Raw genomic sequence first — 26399 nt, 5'->3', positions numbered from 1 at the left:
TGACACCGGGGCTAAATAGCCTGACTTTGCACAACAAAGTCGACTGGCCGCACCCCTGGCCGGCAACCGGAGACTCGTAATGACCCAGATCGCCCGCATCAGCGACACCGGCAGTGAACGCCGCCTGCAAGCCGAACGCCTGTTGGGCGCCGCGGCATTGCAAGAAGCCCAGGCCTTGCGCTTCAACGTCTTCAGCGGCGAATTCAATGCCAAGCTCAAGGGCGCTGAACTGGGCCTGGACATGGATGATTATGATGTGCACTGCGCCCATATCGGCGTGCGCGACCTGAACAGCGGTCGCCTGGTGGCCACCACCCGCCTGCTCGACCACAAGGCCGCCAACACCCTGGGCCGTTACTACAGCGAAGAAGAATTCAGCCTCCACGGTCTGGGCCATCTGCAAGGGCCGATCCTGGAAATCGGCCGTACCTGCGTCGATCCGGCCTACCGCAATGGCGGTACCATCGCCGTGCTCTGGAGCGAACTGGCCGAAATCCTCAACGAAGGCGGCTACAGCTACCTGATGGGGTGCGCCAGCATCTCGATGCAGGACGGCGGAATCCAGGCCCAGGCGATCATGCAGCGCCTGCGCGAACGCTACCTGTGCAACGAGCACCTGCGCGCCGAACCGAAAAAGCCGCTGCCGTCACTGGATATTCCCGGCAACGTCATCGCCGAAATGCCTCCTTTGCTCAAGGCCTACATGCGCCTGGGCGCGAAGATCTGCGGCGAGCCGTGCTGGGACGAAGACTTCCAGGTAGCCGACGTATTTATCCTGCTCAAGCGCGACGACTTGTGCCCACGCTATGCGCGGCACTTCAAGGCGGCAGTCTGATGAGCCGCCTACGGGTATACGGCCGCATCGCACGGGTGCTGGTGGTGGTGGGGCTCGGCCTGAGCATGGCCAGCGCGTTCGGGGTTTTCGAACGTCTGGGGGTCGCCAACTCCATGGTCCGGCGGCAACGCTGGTCACGTTTTTTCATGGCGCGCCTGAGCAATGCCCTGCCCTTTCGCGTAACCGTGCGTGGCGAACTGCCGAGCCGGCCGATGCTGTGGGTCAGCAACCACGTGTCCTGGACCGATATCGCCCTGCTCGGCGGCTTGGCCCCGATGTCCTTCCTGTCCAAGGCCGAAGTACGGACCTGGCCAGTGGCCGGGTGGTTGGCGGCGAAAGCCGGCAGCCTGTTCATCCGCCGTGGCTCGGGCGACAGCCAACTGATCCGCAAGCAGATGACCCGTCACCTGGAGCAGCAACACCCCTTGCTGATGTTTCCGGAGGGCACCACCACCGACGGTCGTTCGCTGCGCACCTTCCATGGTCGCCTGCTGTCGGCGGCGATTGATGCGGACGTGGCCTTGCAACCGGTGGCCATTCGTTATCTGCGCGACGGCAAGCCGGACCTGCTGGCCCCGTTCATTGGCGACGACGATCTGCTCTCGCACCTGATGCGCCTGTTTTCCAACGACCAGGGCGATGTGGAGATCCAGATTCTCGAACCGATCGCCTGCAACGGCCAGGAACGCGCGGCGCTGGCCTTCCAGGCGCAACAGGCGGTTCAGATGGCGTTGTTCGGTGAGGTGGCTGAAGTGAAACGCTCGGCACCGCGTCAGGCCGAAACCGAAACGGCTCGATCGGAAGCGGCATAAAACCGGCAAGCCAGGCTACAGGGGATCGCGCTCACTCAGCGAGTGAGCGCGGGAAAACGCCAGCAGCTCGGGATAGAACAGCCGGAAGTCCTCGCTCAACGGCTCATACAACCCCTCCAATTCGCCCATCGCATGCAGCAGCGCCTCCGGCCGCGACAAACGCCGCGAAATCCCTCGCAACACCTGTCCCAGCACCTCGAAATCGCGGTAGGAACCCAGCCAGTCGTTCGCCACCATATAAGGCACGATCTCGGCCAGACGCCCCGGCAGATTCCGCTCACTTTCCAGCACGCGATAGACCTGGGCGGTAAAGCTGTCCAATTCGCCTTCGGCATAGAGCGCCCAATCCCGCGCCAGGCAGTGATCGAAGAACACATCCAGGGCGATCCCGGCATAGCGCCGCCGCGTCAGGGAAAACCGCGACAAGGACTGACCCACCAACGGGTGCCGATCGGTAAACACATCGATATGGCGATGCAGCTGAATCGCCGCTTCGATCGAGGGGGTGAACTGCCCTTGCACGCGACCCTTGACGAAATCGCCATAGAGGCTGCCGAGCAGTTGTTCCGGGCGCTGGCCGCCCAGATGCAGGTGTGCGAGATAATTCATGGTCGACAGCTTAGCACCTCGTCAGCCTATATCGTTATAACCCGATATAGCGAACCACACTGGGTTCAGATCAAAATCATATTGGTGTATCGCGAAATACCGATATATATTTCGCCCCATCGCGATATAACGTTTTACCCACCCCGAGCAACGACCATGCCCCTTGACCTCGACGAAATAATAAAAGCGCTGGCACACCCAGTACGCCGAGACATTCTCAGCTGGCTGAAAGACCCGAAAAACCAGTTCCCTGAACAGCACCACAACCATGAGTACGGCATCTGCGCCGGACAGATCGACCAGCGCTGCGGCCTGTCGCAGTCCACCGTGTCCGCGCACCTGGCGACCCTGCAACGCGCCGGGTTGATCAGCAGCCAGAAAGCCGGTCAATGGCACTTCTTCAAACGCAATGAGGAAACCATCCAGGAATTCCTCCGCATCATGAGCCAAGAGCTCTAAACAAGGACCGCACAAGATGCCCCTCTCGTTACTCATCCTGGCCCTCAGCGCTTTCGCCATCGGCACCACGGAGTTCGTCATCATGGGCCTGCTGCCCAATGTGGCGGCGGACCTCGGCGTGTCGATTCCCGGCGCCGGCTGGCTGGTGACCGGCTATGCCCTGGGCGTGGCGATCGGCGCACCGTTCATGGCCATGGCCACCGCACGGCTGCCGCGCAAGACAGCCCTGGTCGCGCTGATGGGGATCTTTATCGTCGGCAACCTGCTCTGTGCCATCGCCAGTGACTACAACGTGCTGATGTTCGCCCGGATCATCACCGCCCTGTGCCACGGTGCCTTCTTTGGTATCGGTTCGGTGGTGGCGGCCAACCTGGTGACCCCGGACAAGCGTGCCTCGGCGGTAGCCCTGATGTTCACCGGCCTGACCCTGGCCAACGTGCTCGGTGTACCGCTGGGCACCGCACTGGGCCAAGAAGCCGGCTGGCGCTCGACCTTCTGGGCGGTGACCGTGATCGGCGTGATCGCGCTGATCGGCCTGATCCGCTACCTGCCGGCCAAGCACGACGAGGAGAAACTCGACATGCGCGCCGAACTGGCCGCACTCAAGGGCGCCGGGCTCTGGCTCTCTCTGAGCATGACCGCACTGTTCTCCGCCGCCGTGTTCGCCCTGTTCACCTATATCGCGCCGCTGCTCGGCGAAGTCACCGGCGTCTCGCCACGGGGCGTGACCTGGACCCTGGTGCTGATGGGCCTGGGCCTGACCCTCGGCAACATCATCGGCGGCAAGCTGGCGGACAAGAACCTCGCCGCGACGCTGATCGGCGTGTTCATCGCCATGGCCGTACTGGCAACCGCGCTGACCTGGAGCAGCCTGGTGCTGATCCCCGCCGAGATCACCCTGTTCCTCTGGGCCACGGCCTGCTTCGCCGCCGTGCCGGCCCTGCAGATCAACGTGGTGACCTACGGCCAGGCCGCCCCCAACCTGGTCTCGACCCTGAACATCGGCGCCTTCAACGTCGGCAATGCCCTCGGGGCCTGGATCGGCGGCAGCGTCATCGCCAACGGCTTCGGCCTCACCAGCGTGCCCCTGGCCGCCGCGGCATTGGCGGTCCTGGCCCTGCTGGTGACCCTGATTACCTTTCGCCAGAGCGACAACGACGAACTGGCGCCTGCTACCCACTGAATTCCGCGACTAACTGATAACGAGGGTTGTACACATGGCAACTATTTTCGATCCGATCAAACTGGGCGACCTCGAACTGCCCAACCGCATCATCATGGCCCCGCTGACCCGCTGCCGCGCCGATGAAGGTCGCGTACCCAACGCCCTGATGGCCGAGTACTACGTACAGCGCGCCTCCGCCGGCCTGATCCTCAGCGAAGCCACCTCCGTGACCCCAATGGGCGTCGGCTACCCGGACACCCCGGGTATCTGGTCCAACGACCAGGTGCGTGGCTGGTCCAACGTGACCAAGGCTATCCACGCTGCCGGCGGGCGGATTTTCCTGCAACTGTGGCACGTGGGCCGGGTTTCCCATCCCTCGTACCTGAACGGCGAACTGCCGGTCGCACCGAGCGCCATCCAGCCCAAGGGCCATGTCAGCCTGGTGCGCCCACTGTCGGACTACCCGACCCCACGCGCCCTGGAAACCGCTGAAATCGCCGACATCGTCGACGCTTACCGGGTCGGCGCGGAAAACGCCAAGGCCGCCGGTTTCGACGGTGTGGAAATCCACGGCGCCAACGGCTACCTGCTCGACCAGTTCCTGCAAAGCAGCACCAACCGGCGCACCGACAACTACGGCGGTTCCGTGGAAAACCGTGCGCGCCTGATGCTCGAAGTGACTGACGCCGTGATCGAAGTCTGGGGCGCAGGTCGTGTCGGCATGCACCTGGCGCCACGCGCCGATTCCCATGACATGGGCGATGAGAACCTTTCGCAGACCTTCACCTACGTCGCTCGTGAACTGGGCAAGCGCGGTATCGCGTTTATCTGCTCCCGCGAGAAAGAAGCCGGCGACAGCCTCGGCCCACAACTGAAGGCGGCGTTCGGCGGCCCTTACATCGCCAACGAACGTTTCACCAAGGACAGCGCCAACGCCTGGCTGGCCAGCGGCAAGGCCGATGCGGTGGCCTTCGGCGTGCCGTTCATTGCCAACCCGGACCTGCCAGCCCGTCTGAAGGCCGATGCGCCATTGAACCCGGCGCACCCGGAAACCTTCTACGGCAAAGGCCCGGTCGGCTATATCGACTACCCGACGCTGTAAGCGCGCGCGCCCACAAAGCTCGCCAGCAGCAAGCCCCGGCCCGAAAGTGCCGGGGCTTTTTTGTGGGCGGCGGGTAGGACAGTCGCCTGCAACTCGCCATATTCATTGAAGCAACTCACCCCAATACAGGAATAAGCCTACATACGACACTGCCCTTTACTCCGGGTATTTTCGGTAGCAAACCCCATACTTACCCAGCAGCCCGCCGGAATCGGCCAGGCGCGCAGTGTCATGGGATGACGCTGTCTCAAAAGACCTCATTAAAAGGAATTAATAAGATGACACCCCTCTTGCAGTCCATCAGCCTCGCCCTGTTCTGTGCCGTACTCTCGGGCCTGATTTCATTGGCCGCCTTCGCCACCGGCGCGGCTGACGGCGACACGTTCGGACCTGGCGCCGCAGAACCAGACCCGTCAACACCGGGCTTTTCCAAAATAGTCACGTCCATCGAGATCAGCAACGACTCCCCCGAGCCCCTCGAACTCCTGGGCACCGGCCTCGACCTGCACGGCGCGGCGCCGTCAAGTTTCAACATCGCCAGTGGCGAGCGCCGTGAACTGGTACTGGACGGGCCGCGGGCCTGGTTTATCTATGGCGCCGGGCCGCGCAAGTGCCGATTCGTTGCCCAACATACCCTGGAAGAACGCTTCGCCCACACCCAGCGCCCCAACTACCTGCCCATCTGGATCAGGAAAGCCGAGTCCATCGGTGAGCGCCAGGCTTCCTGCAAGGCGCGCCTGAGCAAAACCCTCAAGGCGCCCCCCTACAGCTACAACGTCAAGTTCAGCATGAGTTGAGTTGTATCGAGTATTGAACAATCGCGGTGGTCAACACCGGGTCAAGACGGAGCCTGCGGGGAAAAACACCGGGCCTTGTCGCCGCCGGCCCCTCCCCCAGGCCACCGCCAGCCCGCAGAGAGCCAGCATCACCATGCCGTTGAGCGCCAGCTCAGCAATTTGTGCAACAAATCGGCACATTCATTCACAGAGTCGCAACACTTTCGCTACAAAATACGTAGCTTACTAACTACCAAGATAAAGCTGTCGGGTAGATAATGGTCAGCTGATATCTGTCGATATGACGCATCAACTTTGCTCGCGTCCGACTCTGATACAACTAGAATCAATTACGCATTTTGACTTAATTGCGCAGGCCCGGGCTCAAGCGCAGCATGTCCAGCCCGGTGTCGACCAGACGCTCCGCTTCCGTCTGCAGTTCAAAGCTGTCGGAGACCAACAGCCATTGAGCAATGATCCCATGGATGTAAGCGTGTATGGCAATGGCCGCACGGGCCGGGTCGAGTTGCTCGGGCAATTGTCCGCGGGCAATGGCGTTACGCAAGGTCAGGCCGATCTTCAGATTGCAGTCCACACTGGCGGCCTGGCGCTGACGGCGCAGGTCACACATTTCATCGGTGAACTCGCACTTATGAAACAGAATTTCGTTGATTCGCCGGGTCTGGGGGTCCAGCGCAACCTGACGAAGCACATGGATCAACAACGTGCGCATGCAGCCCAGCGGATCGACTTCCTCTTCACTCTCGCTCGCCCGGGCCAACGCATCCAGCGGCTCGTGGAGGCTGTCGAGCATCGCCTGCACCAACTCGGCCTTGTTGCTGAAATGCCAATAGATGGCCCCCCGGGTCACGCCCGCCAGGGTCGCGATGTCGGCCAGGGTCGTGCGCGCCACACCACGCTCATAGAAGGCCTTCTCGGCAGCTTCGAGTATCTGTCTCCGGGTCTCCTGAGCTTCCTCTTTGGTGCGACGGACCATGGCAGTAAAACCTCAATCAGGGTGCCACGGAGCAACGCCGGGCGTAATCGGAACTTAATGGCGGGAGGCGATTCTTGTGCCTTTTCCCGGGCTAAATTACATGCTTTGTAACTATTTCTGCGCAAAGCGCAAGTATTTACAAACAACCATGAATGTAAGTATATTCATTAGCAACCTATTTATCCACCCGGATCACCTTTCTTACCCTTCCACTTTTCTTGTGCGCATCGTGCGCGCCTGACCCGAGGATCTTCATGCAACTCAAGCCAGCTGTTACCGCTCTGGTCACTGCCGTCGCCCTGGCATCGCTGCTCAGCGGATGTAAAGAGGAAAAGGCGGCTGCGCCAGCTCCTGCCGCGCCTCAGGTCGGCGTCGTCACCCTGCAAGCCCAACCGTTTACCCTGACTTCCGACCTGCCCGGCCGGACCACGGCGTACCGCATCGCGGAAGTTCGCCCACAGGTCAATGGCATCATTCTCAAGCGTCTGTTCAAGGAAGGCGGCGATGTCAAAGCCGGCCAGCAGCTGTACCAGATCGACCCATCGGTCTATGAAGCGACCTTGAAAAGCGCCGAAGCGAACCTGCAATCGACCAAGTCGATTTCCGATCGCTACAAGCAACTGGTGAATGAGCAAGCCGTCAGCCGTCAGGAGTACGACACCGCCGTCGCCAACCGCCTGCAATCGGAAGCGGCCCTGCAAAGCGCCCAGATCAACGTGCGTTACACCAAGGTCTACGCGCCGCTGTCCGGCCGTATCGGTCGTTCCTCGGTGACCGAAGGCGCGCTGGTCAGCAGCGGCCAGACCGATGCCATGGCCACGATCTCGCAGCTCGACCCGATCTACGTCGACGTGACGCAGTCCACCGCCGAACTGCTGCAACTGCGTCGCGAGCTGGAAAGCGGTCGCCTGCAGAAAGCCGGCGACAATGCCGCCTCGGTCAAGCTGACCCTGGAAGACGGCAGCCAGTACAAGCAGGACGGCAAGCTGGAGTTCTCGGAAGTCACCGTGGATGAAACCACCGGCTCCGTGACCCTGCGGGCGGTGTTCCCGAACCCGGATCACACCCTGCTGCCCGGCATGTTCGTGCATGCCCAATTGCAGGCCGGTGTGAACAGCGCCGCGATTCTCGCCCCGCAACAAGGCGTGACCCGCGACCTGAAAGGCACCCCGACCGCCCTGGTCGTCGGCCCGGACAACAAGGTCGAACTGCGTCAGCTCAAGGCCAGCCGTACCGTCGGCAACCAATGGCTGATCGAAGACGGCCTGAAAGCCGGCGATCGGGTGATCACCGAAGGTCTCCAATTCGTACGTCCTGGCGTTGAAGTCAAGGCCTCCGAAGCCACCAATGTGAAGGCAGCCAACCCGGCACCTGCCCCGGCCACAGATAAAGCCGCAGGCAGCAAAGGGGAGTAAACCATGTCGAAATTTTTTATCGACCGCCCGATTTTCGCCTGGGTGATCGCCCTGGTGATCATGTTGGTCGGGGCTCTATCGATCCTCAAGTTGCCGATCAACCAGTACCCGGCCATTGCACCGCCGGCCATCGCGATTGCCGTGACCTACCCGGGCGCTTCGGCGCAGACCGTGCAGGACACCGTGGTCCAGGTGATCGAGCAGCAACTCAACGGTATCGACAACCTGCGTTATATCGAGTCGTCGAGTAACTCCGACGGCAGCATGACCATTACCGCCACCTTCAATCAGGGCACCAGCCCCGATACCGCCCAGGTCCAGGTGCAGAACAAACTGAACCTGGCCACCCCGCTGCTGCCGCAAGAAGTGCAGCAGCAGGGTATCCGCGTGACCAAGTCAGTGAAGAACTTCCTGATGGTGATTGGTGTTGTCTCGACAGACGGCAGCATGAACCGCGACGACCTGGCCAACTACATCGTTTCCAACATGCAGGACCCGATCTCGCGGACCGCCGGTGTCGGTGACTTCCAGGTGTTCGGTGCCCAGTATGCGATGCGCATCTGGCTTGACCCGGCCAAGTTGAACAACTTCAAGCTGACCCCGGTGGACGTGAAAACCGCCATCGCCGCGCAGAACGTCCAGGTAGCCTCCGGGCAACTCGGTGGGCTGCCGGCCATGCCCGGCCAACAGCTGAACGCCACCATCATCGGCAAGACCCGCCTGCAGACCGCCGAACAGTTCAAGGCGATCCTGCTCAAGGTCAACCAGGACGGCTCGCAAGTACGCCTGGGGGATGTCGCCGATGTCGCCCTCGGCGGTGAAAACTACAGCATCAACGCCCAGTACAATGGCAAGCCGGCCTCCGGCCTGGCAGTGAAACTCGCTGCCGGCGCCAACGCCCTGGACACCGCCAAGGCCTTGCGCCAGACCATCGCCACCCTGGAGCCGTTCTTCCCGCCGGGCATGCAAGTGGTCTACCCGTACGACACCACCCCGGTGGTGACCGAATCGATCAAGGGCGTGGTTGAAACCCTGGTCGAGGCGATCGTGCTGGTGTTCCTGGTGATGTTCCTGTTCCTGCAGAACTTCCGCGCCACCATCATCACCACCATGACCGTACCGGTGGTACTGCTCGGGACCTTCGGGATCCTCGCTGCGGCCGGTTTCAGCATCAACACCCTGACCATGTTCGGCATGGTACTGGCCATCGGCTTGCTGGTGGACGATGCCATCGTCGTGGTGGAAAACGTCGAACGGGTGATGAGCGAGGAAGGCCTGTCACCCAAGGAAGCGACCAAGAAATCCATGGGGCAGATCCAGGGCGCATTGGTGGGTATCGCCCTCGTGCTCTCGGCGGTACTGCTGCCCATGGCGTTCTTCGCCGGCTCCACCGGGGTGATCTACAAACAGTTCTCGATCACCATCGTCTCGGCCATGGCCCTGTCGGTGATGGTTGCCCTGATCTTCACCCCGGCGCTGTGCGCCACCATGCTCAAACCGATTGCCAAGGGCGACCACGGCACGGCCAAACGCGGCTTCTTCGGCTGGTTCAACCGCAATTTCGATCGCAGTGTGCGTGGCTATGAGCGCACCGTCGGCAGCATCCTGCGCCACAAGGCGCCGTACCTGCTGGTCTACGTGATCATCTTTGCCGGCATGATCTGGTTGTTCATGCGCATTCCGACCTCGTTCCTGCCGGAAGAAGACCAGGGTGTACTGTTCGCCCAGGTACAGACGCCATCCGGCTCCAGTGCCGAGCGGACCCAGGCGGTCCTCGACGAAATGCGTGAGTATCTGTTGACCAAGGAATCCGACACCGTGGCCTCGGTGTTTACCGTGAACGGTTTCAACTTCGCCGGTAATGGCCAGAGCTCGGGCCTGGGCTTCATCATGCTCAAGCCATGGCATGAGCGCACCAGCCAGAACAGCGTGTTCGGCCTCGCCGCCCGCGCGCAGCAGCACTTCTTCTCCTTCCGCGATGCGATGGTGTTTGCCTTCGCCCCTCCGGCCGTACTGGAGCTGGGTAACGCCATCGGTTTCGACGTCTATCTGCAAGACAAGGCCGGTATCGGTCACGAGAAGTTGATGGCCGCCCGCAACCAGTTCCTCGGCATGGCCGCGCAGAGCAAGGTGCTCAGTCAGGTGCGTCCGAACGGACTGAACGATGAGCCGCAGTACCAACTGAGCATCGACGACGAACGCGCCAGTGCCTTGGGCCTGTCCCTATCGGACATCAACAACAGCTTGTCGATTGCGCTGGGTGCCAGTTATGTCAACGACTTCATCGACCGTGGTCGGGTGAAGAAGGTGTTCGTGCAAGGTAAACCGAGTTCACGGATGAGTCCTGAGGACCTGCAGAAGTGGTACGTGCGCAACACCGCCGGGGTCATGGTGCCGTTCTCCGCCTTCGCCAAGGGCGAGTGGGTCTACGGTTCGCCGAAGCTCTCGCGTTTCAACGGCGTCGCCGCCGTGGAGATCCTCGGTGCTCCGGCCCCCGGCTACAGTACCGGCCAGGCCCTGGCGGAAGTCGAAGCCATCGCCGCGAAACTGCCGGCCGGCGTCGGGATTTCCTGGACCGGCCTGTCGTACGAGGAGAAGCTGTCCGGCTCCCAGGCGCCGGCGTTGTTCGCCCTGTCGCTGCTGATGGTCTTCCTGTGTCTCGCCGCACTGTACGAGAGCTGGTCGATCCCCATCGCCGTGGTGCTGGTGGTACCGCTGGGGATCATCGGCGCGCTGTTGGCGACGACCTTCCGCGGGCTGTCCAACGATGTGTATTTCCAGGTGGGCCTGTTGACGACCATCGGCCTGGCGGCGAAAAACGCCATCCTGATCGTCGAATTCGCCAAGGAACTGCATGAACAGGGCCGCAGCCTGATCGATGCCGCCGTCGAGGCTTGTCGGATGCGTCTGCGTCCGATCATCATGACCTCCCTGGCGTTCATCCTCGGCGTGGTGCCGTTGGCGATTTCCACCGGTGCCGGTTCGGGTAGCCAGCACGCCATCGGTACGGGCGTGATTGGCGGTATGATCACCGCGACGATTCTGGCGATCTTCTGGGTTCCGCTGTTCTTCGTATCGGTGTCGTCCATCGGCGGCGAGAAGAAGCACAAGAAGTCAGACACTACTGAAACTCCAAGCAACGAGGCTGGCCAATGAGCAAGTCCCTTCTCAGTGTAGCGGTCGCGGCCTTCGTGCTCAGCGGTTGCTCGTTGATCCCCGACTACCAGCGTCCCGCAGCGCCGGTAGCGGCGCAGTACCCGCAAGGGCCGGCCTACTCGCCGGCCCAGGCGGCAAACACCGCCGCCGCCGAACAGGGCTGGCGCCAGTTCTTCAACGACCCGGCGCTGCAACAGCTGATCCAGGTGGCCCTGGAAAACAACCGTGACCTGCGGGTTGCGGCACTGAATATCGACGCCTACCGCGCCCAGTACCAGATCCAGCGCGCCGACCTGTTCCCGGCGGTCACCGCCAATGGCAACGGCAGTCGGCAACGGGTACCGGCCGACGTCTCGAGTACCGGCAAGGCAACGATCAATGGTCAGTACTCGGCGACCCTCGGGATCAGCGCCTATGAGCTGGACCTGTTCGGCCGTGTCCGCAGCCTGAGCGAAAAGGCGCTGCAGACCTACTTCGCCAGCGAAGAAGCCCGCCGCACCACCCAGATCAGCCTGGTGGCCAGCGTGGCCAATGCCTACCTGACCTGGCAGGCCGACAAGGAACTGCTCAAGCTGACCCAGGACACCCTGGCGGCTTACGAGGAGAGCTACAAGCTGACCGCCCGCAGCAACGAAGTCGGCGTGGCTTCCGCCCTGGACCTGAGCCAGTCGCGGACATCGGTGGAAGGCGCGCGGGTCAAACTGGCGCAGTTCACCCGCCAGGTGGCCGAAGACCAGAACAGCCTGGCCCTGCTGCTCGGTAGCGGCATCCCGGCCAACCTGCCGGCGGCTCAACCGCTGTCGGCCAAACTGCTCAGCGACATGCCGGCCGGCCTGCCGTCCGAACTGCTGCAACGGCGTCCGGATATTCTCGGCGCCGAGCATCAGTTGCAGGCGGCCAATGCCAATATCGGCGCCGCCCGCGCGGCGTTCTTCCCGAGCATCAGCCTGACGGCCAATGCCGGGACCTTGAGCCCGGATATGGGTGGTCTGTTCAAGGGTGGCTCGGGGACCTGGTCGTTCGCACCGAGCATCAACATTCCGATCTTCAACGCCGGTAGCCTGAAAGCCAGCCTGGATTACTCGAAAATCCAGAAAGACATCAGCGTCGCCAATTACGAGAAAGCCATTCAGACCGGCTTCCAGGAAGTCTCCGATGGCCTGGCCGCACGCCAGACCTTCAACCAGCAGTTGCAGGCCCAGCGTGACCTGGTCGCCGCCAACCAGGATTACTACCGCCTGGCCGAGCGTCGCTATCGCATTGGTGTCGACAGCAACCTGACCTTCCTCGATGCCCAGCGCTCGTTGTTCAGTGCCCAGCAATCGCTGATCAGCGATCGCCTGTCGCAGCTCACCAGCGAGGTCAACCTGTACAAGGCCCTCGGCGGTGGCTGGTACGAAAACAGCGGCCAGGCCAAGCCGATCTCCGAGGAACCGCCGAAAGGCTGACCCCTCACCAGCCCACCGCTTCCAGGTGGGCTTTTTTTTGCCTGGACAAAAGGGCTAGTGGGAATCGCCGTCCCACCACCAATTCCAGAACCCCGGCAGGTGCACGGGCACGGTGCTGTCATGCACCGTGCGCGCCATGATCGCTCGCAACAAGGCCGAACTGTCCGTATAGAAAGGCTGCTCGGCGGTCCGCACACCGGTGTCCCGCGCGCAGTCCATCAGGATTTGCAGATATTCCTGCATATGCCGGGCGGTGTAGCGATTGAGGTCGTGAAAGGTCACCACCACCGGAATCACCCCATCGACCACCGGCATTTCACCACGGGCGATCTGCTCGCGGACTTCGGCCAGGTGCTTGAGCAGGTTGGCTCGCCGCTGCGGGCTGGCGGTGATGCCCCAGACCTTGCCGTCGTTGGCACTCAGGTCGGTCAACAACACGTGCAGGCCATGCTGCTGGTAAGCGGCGAAGGTGCGCTTGTCGTAGTTCCAGAACGGCGGACGCAAGATCGTCGGCGGCGCGCCGGTGATCGCCGTAATGTCCGCAATGCCATTGTTGAGCGACTGCTCCAGTTCTTCCGGGCTCAAGGAGCGGTGATTGGTGTGCGAGGGGGTCGCGGTATGAAAGCCGAGGATATGCCCTTCGGCATGCTCGCGACGCATCAGCGCACGACCGATATCGCTGTTACCCGCTCGGGTGGCACGGGTCTGGACGAAAAATATCGCCTTGATTCCCGGTTGGATCGGGTTATGCGCCAAGTCATCGAGCACCGACGCTGTCGGGTTCCAGAAACTCGAGGCGTTGGGACCGTCATCGAAGCTCAGCAGAAAACGGATCGGCGGCTGCGAACGCAGGGCCTGTTCGGTTTGGGGTGTCAGGGGCATCGGCGGACCGATGCAAGCGGCAAGGCTCGTGGCGATCACAAGCCCTGACAGCAATGCAGCAAACGACTTCATGGATAGGGTGGGTCCGGATCAAGGCAATGGCAGAAGGGCCATCGCCCTTATCAGAGCACAACATCCGCGAAGGCGTTCAGGCCGCGGTGAAAGTTTCATCTAAAAGAGAAGGATTTCACTCGGAACGTTTCACACCCTGGCGGACAGGAAATCCAGCACCCGCTGGCTGAAGCCGTCGCCGGCCTGCACGTTGGACAGGTGCGCGGCATGGAACTCGGCGTATTCGGCGCCCTCGACGTGCTGCTGGATAAAGATCCCGCCCGAAGGCGGCGTCACCGCGTCCTCGCTGCCGGAAATCACCAGCAACGGCAGTTGGATCTGCGTCAACTGATCGCGAAAATCGGCGTCGCGCACGGCGCAGCAGCTGGCCGCATAGCCCTCGGGCGAGGTGGCCGCGAGCATCTCGGTAATCGGTTTGACCCGATCCGGGTGCGCCTCGGCGAATGCCGGGGTGAACCAGCGTGAAACCGCCCCGTCGCGCAGGGCCAGCATCGCCGCCTGGCCGCCCGTCGAAACGGCTTCGATCCGTGGATTCCAGCCGGCCGCATCGCCGATCTTGGCGGCCGTATTGCAGACAATCAGCCGGTGCAGGCGATGGCCGGCATTGATGCCCAACCATTGGCCGATCAGACCGCCCATGGACAGGCCGCAGAAGTGCGCCCGCTCGATCTCCAGCGCGTCGAGCAACGCCAGGACGTCATGCCCCAGTTGCTCGATGCTGTAAGGCCCCGGTGTCACCAGCGAGCGACCATGACCGCGGGTGTCGTAACGCAGTACCCGAAAGTGCTCGGCAAACAGCGGAATCTGGGTGTCCCACATCCCCAGGTCAGTCCCCAGCGAGTTGGACAGCACCAGTACCGGAGCCTCGGGCGGTCCATCAAGCTGGTAATGCAGTTCACCTTCGGCAAGTCGTACGAAACCCACGGTTATCCCCTTCAAATAAAAACCCAACGTATTGACGCGCGTCCGTAAAGGACGCGCGCGAACCGATCAATGATCGTGGTGCAGGTAGGCCGCTTCTTTCGGCAGGCGCAGGCTGAACAGGAAGGCCACCGCCATCATCACCGTCACATACCAGTAGAAGGCGTTTTCCATCCCTACCGACTTCAGGTTCAGGGCCACGTATTCCGCCGAACCACCGAAGATCGCATTCGCCACCGCGTAGGCCAGGCCCACGCCCAGTGCGCGCACCTGGACCGGGAACATCTCGGCTTTGACCAGGCCGCTGATGGAGGTATAGAAACTCACGATCGCCAGTGCCAGGGTGATCAGCACAAAGGCCAGGAACGGGCTGGTCACGGTCTTCAGGGTCAGCAGGATCGGCACGGTGCACAGGGTCCCCAGGGCGCCGAACCAGAGCATGCTGTTACGCCGGCCGATGCGGTCCGAGAGCAGGCCGAACAACGGCTGCATGCACATATAGAGGAAGAGTACGGCGGTCATGATGAAACTGGCGGTCTTGGCCGTCATGCCGGCGGTGTTCACCAGGTACTTCTGCATGTACGTGGTGAAGGTGTAGAAAATCAGCGAGCCGCCGGCGGTGTAGCCGAGCACGGTGATAAAGGCGGCCTTGTGATCGCGGAACAACGCCCGAATGCTGCCGGCGTCCTTGTCCTGGCGGGTTTCCTTGCTGGTGGTTTCCTTCAGGGCGCGACGCAGCAACAGCGAGATCACCGCCGCGATGGCGCCGATCACAAACGGAATCCTCCAGCCCCAGGCCTTGAGCTCAGGTTCGGTGAGGAACTGCTGCAGGATCACCACCACCAGCACCGCCAGCAACTGGCCGCCGATCAGGGTCACGTACTGGAACGAGGCGAAAAAGCCGCGCTGGCCGCGCAGGGCCACCTCACTCATATAGGTCGCGGTGGTGCCGTATTCACCGCCCACCGACAGGCCCTGGAACAGTCGCGCCACCAGCAGCAACACCGGTGCCCAGGCACCAATGGAGGCATAGGTGGGCAGGAAGGCGATGACCAGGGAGCCGCCGCACATCATCAGCACCGAGATCATCATCGAGTTCTTGCGGCCGTGCTTGTCGGCCACGCGACCGAACAACCAACCACCGATGGGCCGCATCAGGAAGCCGGCGGCGAACACCCCGGCAGTGTTGACCAGTTGCACCGTGGGGTTGTCGGAAGGAAAAAACGCCGGAGCGAAATAGATCGCGCAGAAGGCATAGACGTAGAAGTCGAACCACTCGACCAGGTTGCCGGAAGAAGCACCGACAATCGCAAAAATTCTCTTGTTACGTTCTTCGGAGGTGTACGGCATCGTTGTTGTTGTCATGTCTCATCACTCGAAGGAGGTAAGTTGCAGTCTAGACATACTTTGCAACAGACCTGTTTTGCAAGAACATTCGCCCGAATGACAGTGCGTGGCAGTCATCCGGGCGCCTGTTTTGTTGCTCGCGGATCTCAGATCCGTTCGATCGCCAGCGCCAGCCCCTGCCCGACGCCGACACACAGGGTTGCCAGGCCTTTGCTGCCGCCGGTTTTTTCCAACTGGTGGAGTGCTGTCAGCACCAGGCGGGCCCCGCTCATGCCCAGCGGATGACCGAGGGCGATGGCACCACCGTTCGGGTTGACCTGCGGCGCATCGTCAGCGATGCCCAGTTCGCGCAGCACCGCCAGGCCCTGGCTGGCGAAGGCTTCATTCAGTTCGATAACGTCGAAGTCGCTGACGGCCAGCCCCAGCCGCTCGGTCAACTTGCGCACGGCCGGTACCGGGCCGATCCCCATGACCCGGGGCGCGACACCGGCACTGGCCATGCCGAGCACCCGGGCACGGGCTGTCAGGCCATGTTTCTTCACGGCCTCGGCGGAGGCCAGGATCAGCGCGGCGGCGCCATCGTTGACACCCGAGGCATTGCCAGCGGTGACGGTCTTGTCCGGACCGTTGACGGGCTTGAGCCGGGCCAGGGCCTCCAGCGTCGTGTCCGCCCGTGGATGCTCATCGTGCTCGACCAGGGTTTCGCCTTTTTTGTGGGCGATTCGCACCGGCACGATTTCCTCACTGAAGAAACCGGCGGCCTGGGCGACAGCCGTGCGTTGCTGGCTGCGCAGGGCAAAAGCGTCCTGGTCGGCGCGGGACACCTGATAGTCGTCCGCCACGTTGTCGGCGGTCTGCGGCATCGCATCGACACCATATTGAGCCTGCATCAGCGGGTTGATAAAACGCCAGCCGATGGTGGTGTCTTCCAGTTTCATATTGCGGGAGAACGCCGCGTCGGCCTTGCCCATCACGAAGGGGGCACGGGACATGGACTCCACGCCGCCGGCAATCGCCAGCTCCATTTCGCCGCTGGCAATGGCGCGGAACGCGGTGCCGATCGCGTCCATTCCCGAGGCGCAGAGACGATTGAGGGTCACGCCGGGCACCGTCTCCGGCAACCCCGCCAGCAACAGCGCCATACGGGCGACGTTGCGATTATCTTCGCCAGCCTGGTTGGCACAGCCGAGAAACACTTCATCGAGCTCGTTCCAGTTCACCGACGGGTTGCGTTCCATCAGCGCCTTGATCGGCACAGCCGCCAGGTCATCGGCGCGCACACCGGCCAGGCCGCCACCGAAACGACCGATGGGGGTACGAATGGCGTCACAGATAAAGACATCGCGCATCAGGCTTCTCCAGGGGTTTGGCCGTGGGCCGCGGCGGTGCGGGTTTCGAGGTCACGCAAAGCGTTCAGTTCGATCTCGCTGGGGGCATCGCTGACCGCAACCTGATCGGCAAAGCGCACGGCCCAGCCGGTGGCGGCGATCACTTGCTCGCGGGTCACCCCCGGGTGCAGCGCGGTCACCACGAACTCGTGGCTGGGGGCTTGCGGCTCCATGATGCACAGGTCGGTGATGATCCCCACCGGGCCAGCCCCCGGCAGACCCAGGCGTTTGCGCGAATCACCACCTTCGCCGTGACCGACCGAGGTGATGAAGTCCAGCTTGTCGACGAAGGAACGTGCCGACTGCTTGAGGATGATCAGTACGCTTTTCGCCGAGCCGGCGATTTCCGGGGCGCCACCGGCACCGGGCAGGCGGACCTTGGGCGAGAAATAGTCGCCAACCACAGTGGTGTTGATATTGCCGAAACGATCGACCTGGGCCGCGCCGAGAAAGCCGACATCAATGCGCCCGCCTTGCAGCCAGTAGCGAAAGATCTCACCGGTCGGCACCACGGTGTCGGCGGTTTCCGCCAGTTCGCCGTCACCGATGGACAGCGGCAATACACTGGGCTTGGCGCCAATCGGCCCCGACTCGTAGATCAGCACCACATCCGGCGAAGAGGTCAGGCGCGCCAGGTTGGCGGCCTTGGATGGCAGGCCGATGCCGACGAAGCAGACCGAACCGTTCTTCAGGCGGCGGGCGGCGGCCACCGTCATCATTTCATTGGTGGTGTAGGTCATCACTTAACCTCCGAAGCGTGGGCCAGTTTGCTCTGGAACTCGGCAAAGTTCGCGGTGCCATGGATGTACTCGTCGATCCAGGCAGTGAAGGTGGCGCGGTCGCGGGCGATCGGGTCCCAGGCCTGGTAGAAACGGTTATCACGTTCGGTATAGCCATGGGCGTAGGACGGATGGGCACCGCCGGGGACATGGCAGACGGCGCTCAGGGCCCAGGTCGGCAGGACACAGGCGTTCATCGGCGCCTGCAGATCGTCGACGATTTCCTCGACGGTGACGATGCAGCGCTTGGCCGCCAGGGCCGCTTCCTTCTGCACCCCGAGAATGCCCCAGAGCAGCACATTGCCCTTGCGGTCGGCTTTCTGCGCGTGGATCACGGTGACGTCCGGGCGTACCGATGGTACGGCGGCCAGCACTTCACCGGTGAACGGACAGGTGACCGTCTTGATCAGCGGATTGACCTTTGGCAGGTCGGAGCCGGCGTAAGCCCGCAGGACCGCGAACGGCAAGCCGGAGGCGCCGGCCACATAGGCGTTGGCCAGGTCGGCATGGCTGTGCTCTTCGATTTCCAGCGGGTGCGGCCAGTGTTTCTCGACGGCATCGCGCAGGCGGTGCAGCGAGCCCACGCCCGGATTGCCGCCCCAGGAGAAAATCAGCTTGCGGGCGCAACCGGCACCGATCAACTGGTCATAGACCAGATCGGGCGTCATACGTACCAGCGTCAGGTCTTTCTTGCCCTGACGAATGATTTCATGACCCGCCGCCGTCGGAATCAGATGGGTGAAGCCTTCGAGCGCGACGGTATCGCCGTCGTTGACGAACTGCTTCACCGCGTCATGCAGCGAAAGGATTTCAGCCATGGATGCAGACTCCCGGTTTCAACACACCTGAGGGGCGGCGCGAAATTCAGCGCCGTGATGAGCTCAGGGTAAGCCGGGGGTCGGCGGCCAAACAATCCGATAATCGATTAACTGTTCGGTAATCGAACAGATTGTTTGCAAGCTACCGTTTAATCCTTCAAGCGATTCGTCCAGGAAGGCGCAGCCGCGTCGACTCAGGAAAACAGCTGCGCACTCAGTTCACGACTGGCCTTGAGCATGCTCGGCAGGAAACGTTGCTCCAGTTCGCTACAGCTGACACGCCCGGCATGAGCGCTGACGTTCAGCGCCGCCAGCACTTGCCCGGAGGCGTCGTAGACCGGCACGGCAATCGAACGCAAACCTTGCTCCAGTTCCTGGTCGACAATACACCAGCCTTGCTGGCGAACCTGTTGCAGGCATTCGAGCAAGGCGTCGGGGGTATGCAGGGTCCGACTGGTCTTGGCCTGCAGGTCGGCGTGTTCGAGATACTCGTGCAAGGAAGCATCGTCCAGCGCCGCCAGGAGGATTCGGCCCATGGACGTGCAATAGGCCGGCAAGCGGCCGCCCACCGAAAGATCGACCGAGATCAGCCGCCGGGTGGTGGCCGAGCGGGCGATATAGAGGATGTCGTCGCCTTCCAGGGTCGCCATGTTGCAGGCTTCGTGCAGTTGCTCGCTCATGCGATCGAGATAGGGCTGCGCCGACACCGCCAGGGGCGTGGACGACAGGTACGCGTGTCCCAGGGTCAAGACCTTGGGCAACAGCGAATAGGTCCGTCCGTCGGTGGTGGCATAACCGAGCTTGATCAAGGTATGCAGGCAGCGTCGCACCGCCGCCCGCGGAATTTCCGTACGGTGGCTGATCTGCGCGATGGTCAGGTGCCGCTTGCGTTCCTGGAACGCCTGCACCACCGCCAGGCCACGGGCCAGCGAAGTCATGAAGTCGGGGTCGCCGGTAAACGCCTGGATACGCTTGGCCGGCGAGGCGACGATGGGCGGTGCCACGGAGGCGAAGGCATCACGCAGTTGGTCGTTCATTACAAATTCCTTGTCTGCCGTGGAGGCCCATTACAGGCCGGGCCCGGGCAGATAGGCAAGCCGGGGCCACTCAACTTTGTGCGATTATCGAACCACTGGCCGATAATCGCAATTGACCCTGATCGCCGCAGCTTATACCTTGGACGCGCCGCTACGGTTTTCCCGGGATACTGGTCAGGTACCCACCGGGAGGGCTGCGTCGGTCCGGCCTCACCCACGAAGTGAGGCCGTTTTTTTTAATCCTCTGGCGGTCACGCCCAGGGCGTCGATCAAGAAGTTGAACAACGGCGCCTCAACAGAACCGGGATTGTATTTCCAAGTATCGGGTTTATTGCACTGCAACTTGAATTGATAACTGTCGTCAAAAAACAGGCAGCGGTTACCTCGCCCTCAAGTTACAGTTAAAAACTCCTACACCACAAAACTCACCAACAAAGTTGACGAATTCCCTTATCTTCGCGATAGTATCAGTCAAACCGACCGCTATAATACCCTGTACGACCTCAAGGCCGTCTGGCCCGACAGGGGTTCCGACTCTCAGCGCTCAAGCCCGAGATTGAACGTCTCGTCAGGGCGGTTGTGTTTAATTGAACACAATAACTCAACTCAAATTAGGTAGTACTGTGACGAAAGACGAACTGCGCGCGGAACTTGAGCGCCAGGAACAACGTTACAAGGATGTTTACGGCGGGGCTGTCACCACCTACGCCGCGCAACCCGATCCGGAGCGCAAACCCTGGCGCAAACGAGCCAGTCTTCTGGACCAGGCATTTACCCAGGAACTGCAAAAAATGGAAAAGGAACTCAAGGCCGAAGAGCCTTAGGCTTATCGGTATTGATACCTTGCGGGCCTCGCCCCTCGCCGCCAGGCCTTTCCTACCCGGACAACGCCTGGTCCGCTGGACACCAAGACCTACGCCATCCGCGTGTCAACCGTCGGGCCTGACCGCCCACCCAGGTCAAATGGCGTCAGGCAGGCCCTCACCTGAAAGTTTTCTGGCATAATCGCGCCCCCTTATGACCGGGTCAGAAAACCTTCATGATCGATTTATTCAGCGGACTGGATGCCTGGGTGATTGTAAGCCTGGTGCTCGCCCTGGCCTTTGTCCTCAGCTTCGAGTTCATCAACGGCTTTCATGACACCGCTAACGCGGTGGCCACTGTTATCTACACCAAAGCCATGCCACCTCATCTGGCGGTGTTCTTTTCCGGTGTATTCAACTTTCTCGGCGTGCTGCTGGGCGGGGTCGGCGTCGCCTATGCGATCGTCCACCTGTTGCCGGTGGAACTGCTGATCAACGTCAACACCGGACATGGCCTGGCCATGGTGTTCTCGCTGCTGGCGGCGGCCATCGCCTGGAACCTGGGCACCTGGTACTTCGGTATCCCGGCCTCCAGCTCCCACACCCTGATCGGCTCGATCCTCGGTGTCGGCCTGGCCAATGCCCTGCTCAACGGTATTCCCGTGAGCGAAGGGGTGAATTGGCAGAAAGCAGTCGACATCGGCGCCTCGCTGATCTTCTCGCCGATTGCCGGCTTGCTGGTGGCGGGCCTGATACTGGTCGGCCTGAAATGGTGGCGCCCGGAGTCCAAGATGCACAAGACCCCGGAACAGCGGCGCAAGATCGACGACAAGAAACACCCGCCGTTCTGGAACCGCATGGTGCTGGTGATCTCCGCCATGGGCGTGAGCTTCGTGCACGGTTCCAATGACGGCCAGAAAGGCATCGGCCTGATCATGCTGGTGCTGATCGGTATCGTCCCGGCGCAGTTCGTCCTCGACCTGAGCACCACCACTTACCAGATCGAACGTACCCGCGACGCGACCCTGCACCTGAGCCAGTTCTATCAGCGCAACAACGCCACCCTGAGCGAATTCCTCGCCCTGGGCAAGAATGTTGCCGACGATATGCCGGGCAAGTTCCGCTGCAACCCGCAACGCACCGAAGCGAACATCAACGCCCTGATGAGCAACCTCACGGGCGTGACCGACTACCATTCGCTGTCGCCGGACAAACGCATTGAAGTGCGTCGCGACCTGCTCTGCCTGGATGACACCGCCAAGCAAGTCGGCAAGTTGCCGGGCCTGGATTCCCGGGAAAAGGCCGACCTGGAAAAACTGCGCAAGGACCTGACCGCCACCACCGAATACGCCCCGTTCTGGGTGATCATGGCGGTAGCCCTGGCCCTGGGCCTGGGCACCATGATCGGTTGGAAGCGCGTGGTCCTGACCATCGGCGAGAAAATCGGCAAACAGGGCATGACCTATGCCCAGGGCATGTCGGCGCAAATCACCACCGCCGGTTTGATCGCCCTGGCGAATATCGTCGCCCTGCCCGTCTCGACCACCCACGTATTGTCGTCAGGCGTGGCCGGGACCATGATTGCCAGCAAGAGCGGCCTGCAAGGCAGCACCATCAAGACCATCCTGCTGGCCTGGCTGCTGACCCTGCCAATGACCATCGGCTTGTCCGCCGGCTTGTTCTGGCTGGCGACGAAGGTGCTCGGCAGCTGATTCCGGGCGGATAACAAAAAAGGTGCGCTCCCATCGGGACCGCACCTTTTTTATTGTCGATAAAAAGAGCAAAAAAAAGGGCGACCGAAGTCGCCCAAAATGCCTTGCGTGCTCGTTCCCTGGAAGCTCTACGGTTTTTTCCGTTTATGTGAGTCTTTCCAGATAAAAAATCCAAAACCGGCGAAGAACATCACCATGAGGCCGACGGTCAGCACTCCGGCGATCACCACGTTATCGAAGAACATGACTGGCCTCCTGCACTTGCCCTGTTGCGATGGGGCTAAGTTAGCCCAGGGGGCACAGTGAAAAATTGACCAGGATCAATGCCGCCCAAGGCCGGGCGCGGGAGAAGGGGAATAACTGATCCATATCAAGAATCAGCGGGGGTATCAGCGCTTTTTCGGTTTGTTCTTCGGTTTTTTCTTGCCCTTGCCCAGCGGCATGGCCTGTTCGAACGCCTGGCGAACTTCATTCAGGCGTTTTTCATTGAGATCATGGACACGCTTGGCCCGTTCGGCATTAAGGTCGATCAACTTGTCATCTTGGTTCATGGTCAGATTACATCGCTATCCGTCGAGTTACATCAAAGGGCCACTATCGGTAACCTTCAACACGCGCTATGGGTTAATAATGCGGGCAAGTCGGTCGGTTATCCAGACCTCACGCACAACAAGGCCTGGGCAGTCCCGCAATTTCCCAGCACAATCCCCCGACCACGATCAAATGCAAAGGAGCGCCGAAGTGGCGTTACACCGGGATCTGCCGCCCTTGATGGCCCTGCGCGCCTTCGAGGCCGTGGCCCGCCACCTGAGCTTCATCAAGGCCGCCGATGAGCTGTGCGTCAGTCAGAGCGCTATCAGCCACCAGGTGCAGAAACTCGAACAGCATCTGGGTCGACAACTATTTATCCGACGCACCCGCGCCATTGATCTCACAGAGGATGGCGACCAGTACTACCAGCAAATACGCCCGGCCCTGGAGCAGATCGCCCTGGTGACCCGCCAGCTCAGCCTGCCCCGAGCCAACCAGGTGCTGCGCATTGGCCTGCTGGCCTCCTTCGCCACTCTCTGGTTGGCCCCACGCCTGACCGGCTTCACGATTCGCCACCCGCAAATCAGGGTCGAGCTGGAACCCACGATCCAACTGGCCGATGTGGCCGGCGCCCAAGTGGACCTGGCGATCCGCTATGGCAAAGGCGGCTGGCCCCATGTCGACGCTGTACGCTTGATGGGCGAGCGCCTCTTTCCAGTCTGCAGCCCGGCCTTCAAGGCCAACGGCATCGAACACGGTCCGCTGCTCATGTCACAGGCACCGCAACCGTTCGAATGGATCGACTGGTCCCGCCACTATCACCTGGACGTTCAGCACTACCCCAGCGTCATGCTCCACGACTACAACATAGTGGTCGAAGCGGCCATCGCCGGGCAGGGTATTGCCATGGGGCGCCAGCGCCTGATCGAGCGCCGCCTCAAGGAAGGTGTGCTGGTGAATGCCTTCGACCAACCGGCCTTTGAAAGCGAGATCGGCTACTGGCTGGTCAAACCCAACAGCGCATTGAGCCCCGCCGCCGAATGCTTCTGTGAGTGGTTGCTGGAGCAGTGCAGCGCCGCCGACCCATGAGTTATCTGGATACGTCGGATTGAATCTATCCGTTTGTCGGCCCCAGGCCGGCCCAGCATGCTCAGGCCTCTTTCCCTGAGGTTTGCCCAATGAATCATTCCCTGTCCGACCGAGTGGCCCAGCTAGGCCTGAACCTGCCGCAACCGGGGCAGCCGATCGCCAACTATGTGAACTACGTCATCAGCCAGAACCAGCTGTTCATTTCCGGACAGATTCCCCTGCAAGACGGCAAGACGGCCTTTATCGGACGCCTGGGCGACAGCCTGGACGAGGCCCAGGGTGCACAGGCCGCCGAACTCGCCGCGCTCGGCCTGCTGGCACAACTGGGCCACGCCCTTGACGATGATCTGTCGCGCCTGGTGCGGATCGTCCGTCTGGGTGTCTTTGTCGCCAGCAGTCCCGACTTCCAGCGCCAGGGAGCCGTGGCCAACGGCGCCTCCAACCTGCTGGTCAATGCCCTTGGCGACAAGGGCCGCCATGCGCGCACCGCCGTCGGCGTCGCCAGTCTACCCAGCGGTGTGGCCGTGGAGATCGACGCGATTTTCGAGCTGCGGCCATGAACGATCTGCTTGCGGACGAAATCGTCCGCCTGCGTGCCGCCACCCCTGGCTGCGCCCGGGTGATCCATTTCAATCACGCCGGCGCCTCCCTGCCCAGCCAGGCCACGCTGGACGCCATCAACGCGCAACTGCTGCGCGAAGCGACCATCGGGCCCATGGAAGCCGGCGTTGAAGGGGCCAGGCTGCAAGAGCAGGCTCGCCACTGGGCGGCCCGACTGCTGGGCACCGACAGCGCCGCCATCGCCTTTACCGGCAGCGGCTCGGCGGCCTGGGGCATGGCCTTCAGTGCCCTGGGGGAGTGGCGCCCGGGCGACCGGATTCTGGTGGGGCGGCATGAATGGAGCGGCAACCTGGCCTGCATGACCCAGGCCGTCCAATCCGGAGCCCGGATCGAGGTGATCCCCTGTGACGAGAGCGGCGCGGTGTCGGTGCCCGCCCTGGAACAAATGATCGATTCGCGCGTGAAGCTGATCGCCCTGACCTGGCTACCGGCCAACGGTGGCCTGATCAACCCGGCCCGGGCCATCGGCGAAGTGGCACGCCGACATGGCATTGCCTACTTCATCGACGCCGGACAAGCACTGGGCCAGTTGCCCTGTGATGTCCAGGCCCTGGGCTGCGATGTGCTCAAGGGCGCCGCCCGCAAGTTCCTCCGCGGACCGAGGGGAACAGCGCTGATGTATATACGCCCGGAATTCATGGCACGACTCAAGCCGGTCCAGCTCGATGTGCTCTCGGCCCCCTGGGACGGCCATGCCTTCACCCCGAGGAACGATGCGCGCCGCTTTGAAACCAGCGAAGTCTCCCTGGCGCTGCTGGCCGGACTGGCAAATGCGCTGAAAGAAGCCGTGGAGGTGGGAATCGAGCGCATTTATCAGCGAATCCAGGCGTTAAGCCAGCCACTGCGCCAGGCACTGGGCCAGATCAATGGCCTTGAACTGCGCGACCTGGGCCTGCCCGGGCAGCAATCAGGACTGATTGCGTTCACGCTGGAAGGTTGGGATGTTTTTGAATTGAAACAGCGGCTGGCCGCAAGCGGCATCAACCTGGGAGCCAATGGCACGGCTTATACGCCACTGGATATGCAAGCCCGGGACCTGCCGGCCATTGCGCGGATCGCCGTCAGTCATCTCAATACCGGAGAAGAAATCGACACCTTGCTCCGGGCCCTGCGGCTACTGGTCAACGAGCGCCGTCAGACCTCAACGTCCACCAGCAGGCCCTGACGCGGCTGATCGTCCATCAGCGCCACCACCGGTACGGTGTTGTCGGCATTCAACTCATCGCCAGGGACGGCCAGATGCAACTCGGGGTCGTCGTCGGCTTCGCGGCGGCGTTGTTGCTGTTCCTGCTGGCGCCGCTGTTCCTCGCGCAGCAGCCAACCGGCCTCGTCCGGGTCACGCTTTTGCAGGTCGATGGTGCTCTCATTGGAGCTTTGCTGGACCGGCACCACGGGGGGGATATTCGGTTGCGGTCGAATCGGATCCGTCTGGGACGTAATCGGTACGACACTCAAGGGCAATATGGGTGGCAGCATTATGGCATTCTCCTGTCGTCAGGCTGTCGGCGGCGCGCTCGGCGACTTGAGCCCAGGATGGTCAAACTGTGACCGGATTAACAGACAAAGGTGCCCGAGATCCCGATGAGCTACCCTTTCCTTCAGGTCTCGCACCGACTAAAGGCGGG

General features: G+C 61.9%; 26 protein-coding genes. 14 read left to right on the top strand and 12 right to left on the bottom strand.

Annotated features, from left to right (window positions below; genetic code table 11):
- The first annotated feature begins 79 nt into the window (after window positions 1-79).
- Window positions 80-835, top strand: a complete 756-nt coding sequence (gene olsB, locus M5C71_RS10490) for an L-ornithine N(alpha)-acyltransferase (protein ID WP_103496346.1) — start codon at window positions 80-82, stop codon at window positions 833-835.
- Window positions 835-1647: a lysophospholipid acyltransferase family protein gene (locus tag M5C71_RS10485; protein WP_248767783.1), complete on the top strand. Its 813-nt coding sequence runs from the start codon at window positions 835-837 to the stop codon at window positions 1645-1647. The genes olsB and M5C71_RS10485 overlap by 1 nt, the downstream gene beginning before the upstream one ends.
- Window positions 1648-1662: 15 nt before the next feature.
- Here the strand turns inward: M5C71_RS10485 and M5C71_RS10480 are convergent, their stop codons facing one another.
- Complete coding sequence (locus M5C71_RS10480) at window positions 1663-2256, bottom strand: ACP phosphodiesterase (protein WP_103496344.1); 594 nt, start codon at window positions 2254-2256, stop codon at window positions 1663-1665.
- Between the two features lie 156 nt (window positions 2257-2412).
- Here M5C71_RS10480 and M5C71_RS10475 point away from each other — a divergent pair, with 156 nt between their 5' ends.
- The 4 genes from M5C71_RS10475 (at window position 2413) to M5C71_RS10460 (ending at window position 5779) form a co-directional block, all read left to right on the top strand.
- The gene (locus M5C71_RS10475) at window positions 2413-2715 is read left to right on the top strand and encodes a helix-turn-helix transcriptional regulator (protein ID WP_100938725.1); all 303 of its coding nucleotides are present in this window, start codon (window positions 2413-2415) and stop codon (window positions 2713-2715) included.
- 16 nt (window positions 2716-2731) lie between these two features.
- A complete protein-coding gene (locus tag M5C71_RS10470) occupies window positions 2732-3898 on the top strand; it encodes an MFS transporter (RefSeq protein ID WP_248767782.1) in 1167 nt (388 codons plus the stop codon).
- Window positions 3899-3932: 34 nt separating this feature from the next.
- Complete coding sequence (locus tag M5C71_RS10465; protein ID WP_103496342.1) at window positions 3933-4982, top strand: alkene reductase; 1050 nt, start codon at window positions 3933-3935, stop codon at window positions 4980-4982.
- 278 nt (window positions 4983-5260) lie between these two features.
- A complete protein-coding gene (locus M5C71_RS10460; protein ID WP_103496341.1) occupies window positions 5261-5779 on the top strand; it encodes a hypothetical protein in 519 nt (172 codons plus the stop codon).
- Between the two features lie 343 nt (window positions 5780-6122).
- Here M5C71_RS10460 and M5C71_RS10455 read toward each other — a convergent pair whose 3' ends face one another.
- Window positions 6123-6755, bottom strand: a complete 633-nt coding sequence (locus M5C71_RS10455) for a TetR family transcriptional regulator (protein WP_103496340.1) — start codon at window positions 6753-6755, stop codon at window positions 6123-6125.
- A 254-nt stretch (window positions 6756-7009) separates the two neighbouring features.
- On the opposite strand from M5C71_RS10455, the gene emhA reads away from it, so the two are divergent.
- Genes emhA through M5C71_RS10440 form a run of 3 tightly spaced genes read left to right on the top strand, consistent with a single transcriptional unit; the run spans window position 7010 to window position 12774 of the window.
- A complete protein-coding gene (gene emhA / locus M5C71_RS10450) occupies window positions 7010-8170 on the top strand; it encodes an efflux RND transporter periplasmic adaptor subunit EmhA (protein ID WP_248767781.1) in 1161 nt (386 codons plus the stop codon).
- 3 nt (window positions 8171-8173) lie between these two features.
- Window positions 8174-11326: an efflux RND transporter permease subunit gene (locus M5C71_RS10445; protein WP_103496338.1), complete on the top strand. Its 3153-nt coding sequence runs from the start codon at window positions 8174-8176 to the stop codon at window positions 11324-11326.
- Window positions 11323-12774, top strand: a complete 1452-nt coding sequence (locus tag M5C71_RS10440) for an AdeC/AdeK/OprM family multidrug efflux complex outer membrane factor (RefSeq protein WP_248767780.1) — start codon at window positions 11323-11325, stop codon at window positions 12772-12774. Before M5C71_RS10445 ends, M5C71_RS10440 begins: the two co-directional genes overlap by 4 nt.
- Before the next feature lie 54 nt (window positions 12775-12828).
- On the opposite strand, the gene M5C71_RS10435 is transcribed toward M5C71_RS10440, so the two are convergent.
- The 7 genes from M5C71_RS10435 to pcaR form a co-directional block, all read right to left on the bottom strand.
- Window positions 12829-13728, bottom strand: coding sequence for a polysaccharide deacetylase family protein (locus tag M5C71_RS10435; protein WP_248767779.1), 900 nt, complete (start codon window positions 13726-13728; stop codon window positions 12829-12831).
- A gap of 129 nt (window positions 13729-13857) precedes the next feature.
- Entirely contained in the window at window positions 13858-14652 is a 795-nt protein-coding gene (gene pcaD / locus M5C71_RS10430; RefSeq protein ID WP_248745129.1) for a 3-oxoadipate enol-lactonase, read from the bottom strand.
- Window positions 14653-14718: 66 nt separating this feature from the next.
- Window positions 14719-16014: an MFS family transporter gene (locus M5C71_RS10425; protein ID WP_152737940.1), complete on the bottom strand. Its 1296-nt coding sequence runs from the start codon at window positions 16012-16014 to the stop codon at window positions 14719-14721.
- 128 nt (window positions 16015-16142) lie between these two features.
- Window positions 16143-17348: a 3-oxoadipyl-CoA thiolase gene (gene pcaF / locus M5C71_RS10420; RefSeq protein ID WP_177100219.1), complete on the bottom strand. Its 1206-nt coding sequence runs from the start codon at window positions 17346-17348 to the stop codon at window positions 16143-16145.
- Entirely contained in the window at window positions 17345-18127 is a 783-nt protein-coding gene (locus M5C71_RS10415) for a CoA-transferase subunit beta (RefSeq protein WP_178129803.1), read from the bottom strand. Before M5C71_RS10415 ends, pcaF begins: the two co-directional genes overlap by 4 nt.
- Window positions 18124-18981 (bottom strand): CoA transferase subunit A, encoded by an 858-nt coding sequence (locus tag M5C71_RS10410; RefSeq protein WP_103496331.1) that lies wholly within the window; start codon window positions 18979-18981, stop codon window positions 18124-18126. The genes M5C71_RS10415 and M5C71_RS10410 overlap by 4 nt, the downstream gene beginning before the upstream one ends.
- Before the next feature lie 194 nt (window positions 18982-19175).
- A complete protein-coding gene (gene pcaR / locus M5C71_RS10405) occupies window positions 19176-20018 on the bottom strand; it encodes a pca regulon transcriptional regulator PcaR (protein WP_152737931.1) in 843 nt (280 codons plus the stop codon).
- 623 nt (window positions 20019-20641) lie between these two features.
- Between pcaR and M5C71_RS10400 the strand changes: the two genes are divergently transcribed.
- The gene (locus M5C71_RS10400; protein WP_040064907.1) at window positions 20642-20842 is read left to right on the top strand and encodes a hypothetical protein; all 201 of its coding nucleotides are present in this window, start codon (window positions 20642-20644) and stop codon (window positions 20840-20842) included.
- A 215-nt stretch (window positions 20843-21057) separates the two neighbouring features.
- On the top strand, window positions 21058-22533 hold the full coding sequence (locus tag M5C71_RS10395; RefSeq protein ID WP_248767778.1) for an inorganic phosphate transporter: 1476 nt from the start codon (window positions 21058-21060) through the stop codon (window positions 22531-22533).
- 128 nt (window positions 22534-22661) lie between these two features.
- Here the strand turns inward: M5C71_RS10395 and ccoM are convergent, their stop codons facing one another.
- Window positions 22662-22778: a cytochrome c oxidase subunit CcoM gene (gene ccoM, locus M5C71_RS33650; RefSeq protein ID WP_017127681.1), complete on the bottom strand. Its 117-nt coding sequence runs from the start codon at window positions 22776-22778 to the stop codon at window positions 22662-22664.
- 144 nt (window positions 22779-22922) lie between these two features.
- Window positions 22923-23084, bottom strand: a complete 162-nt coding sequence (locus M5C71_RS10390) for a hypothetical protein (RefSeq protein WP_177099862.1) — start codon at window positions 23082-23084, stop codon at window positions 22923-22925.
- A 190-nt stretch (window positions 23085-23274) separates the two neighbouring features.
- On the opposite strand from M5C71_RS10390, the gene M5C71_RS10385 reads away from it, so the two are divergent.
- The 3 genes from M5C71_RS10385 (at window position 23275) to M5C71_RS10375 (ending at window position 25939) form a co-directional block, all read left to right on the top strand.
- The gene (locus tag M5C71_RS10385; protein WP_248767777.1) at window positions 23275-24153 is read left to right on the top strand and encodes a LysR substrate-binding domain-containing protein; all 879 of its coding nucleotides are present in this window, start codon (window positions 23275-23277) and stop codon (window positions 24151-24153) included.
- An 89-nt stretch (window positions 24154-24242) separates the two neighbouring features.
- Window positions 24243-24713, top strand: a complete 471-nt coding sequence (locus tag M5C71_RS10380; protein ID WP_248767776.1) for a RidA family protein — start codon at window positions 24243-24245, stop codon at window positions 24711-24713.
- Window positions 24710-25939, top strand: a complete 1230-nt coding sequence (locus M5C71_RS10375) for an aminotransferase class V-fold PLP-dependent enzyme (RefSeq protein WP_248767775.1) — start codon at window positions 24710-24712, stop codon at window positions 25937-25939. The genes M5C71_RS10380 and M5C71_RS10375 overlap by 4 nt, the downstream gene beginning before the upstream one ends.
- Here M5C71_RS10375 and M5C71_RS10370 read toward each other — a convergent pair.
- Window positions 25909-26250 carry an aspartate-semialdehyde dehydrogenase gene (locus M5C71_RS10370; protein ID WP_100938707.1) on the bottom strand — a complete coding sequence of 114 codons (342 nt, stop codon included), beginning with the start codon at window positions 26248-26250 and terminating at the stop codon, window positions 25909-25911. The two genes, M5C71_RS10375 and M5C71_RS10370, sit on opposite strands and share 31 nt — an antisense overlap.
- Between the last annotated feature and the right edge of the window lie 149 nt (window positions 26251-26399).

Source organism: Pseudomonas sp. MWU12-2345, assembly GCF_023242385.1.
Taxonomy (GTDB): Bacteria; Pseudomonadota; Gammaproteobacteria; order Pseudomonadales; family Pseudomonadaceae; genus Aquipseudomonas; species Aquipseudomonas gingeri_D.
Note: the sequence above shows the minus strand (reverse complement) of the source record. Positions and strands in the feature narration are given on the sequence as shown.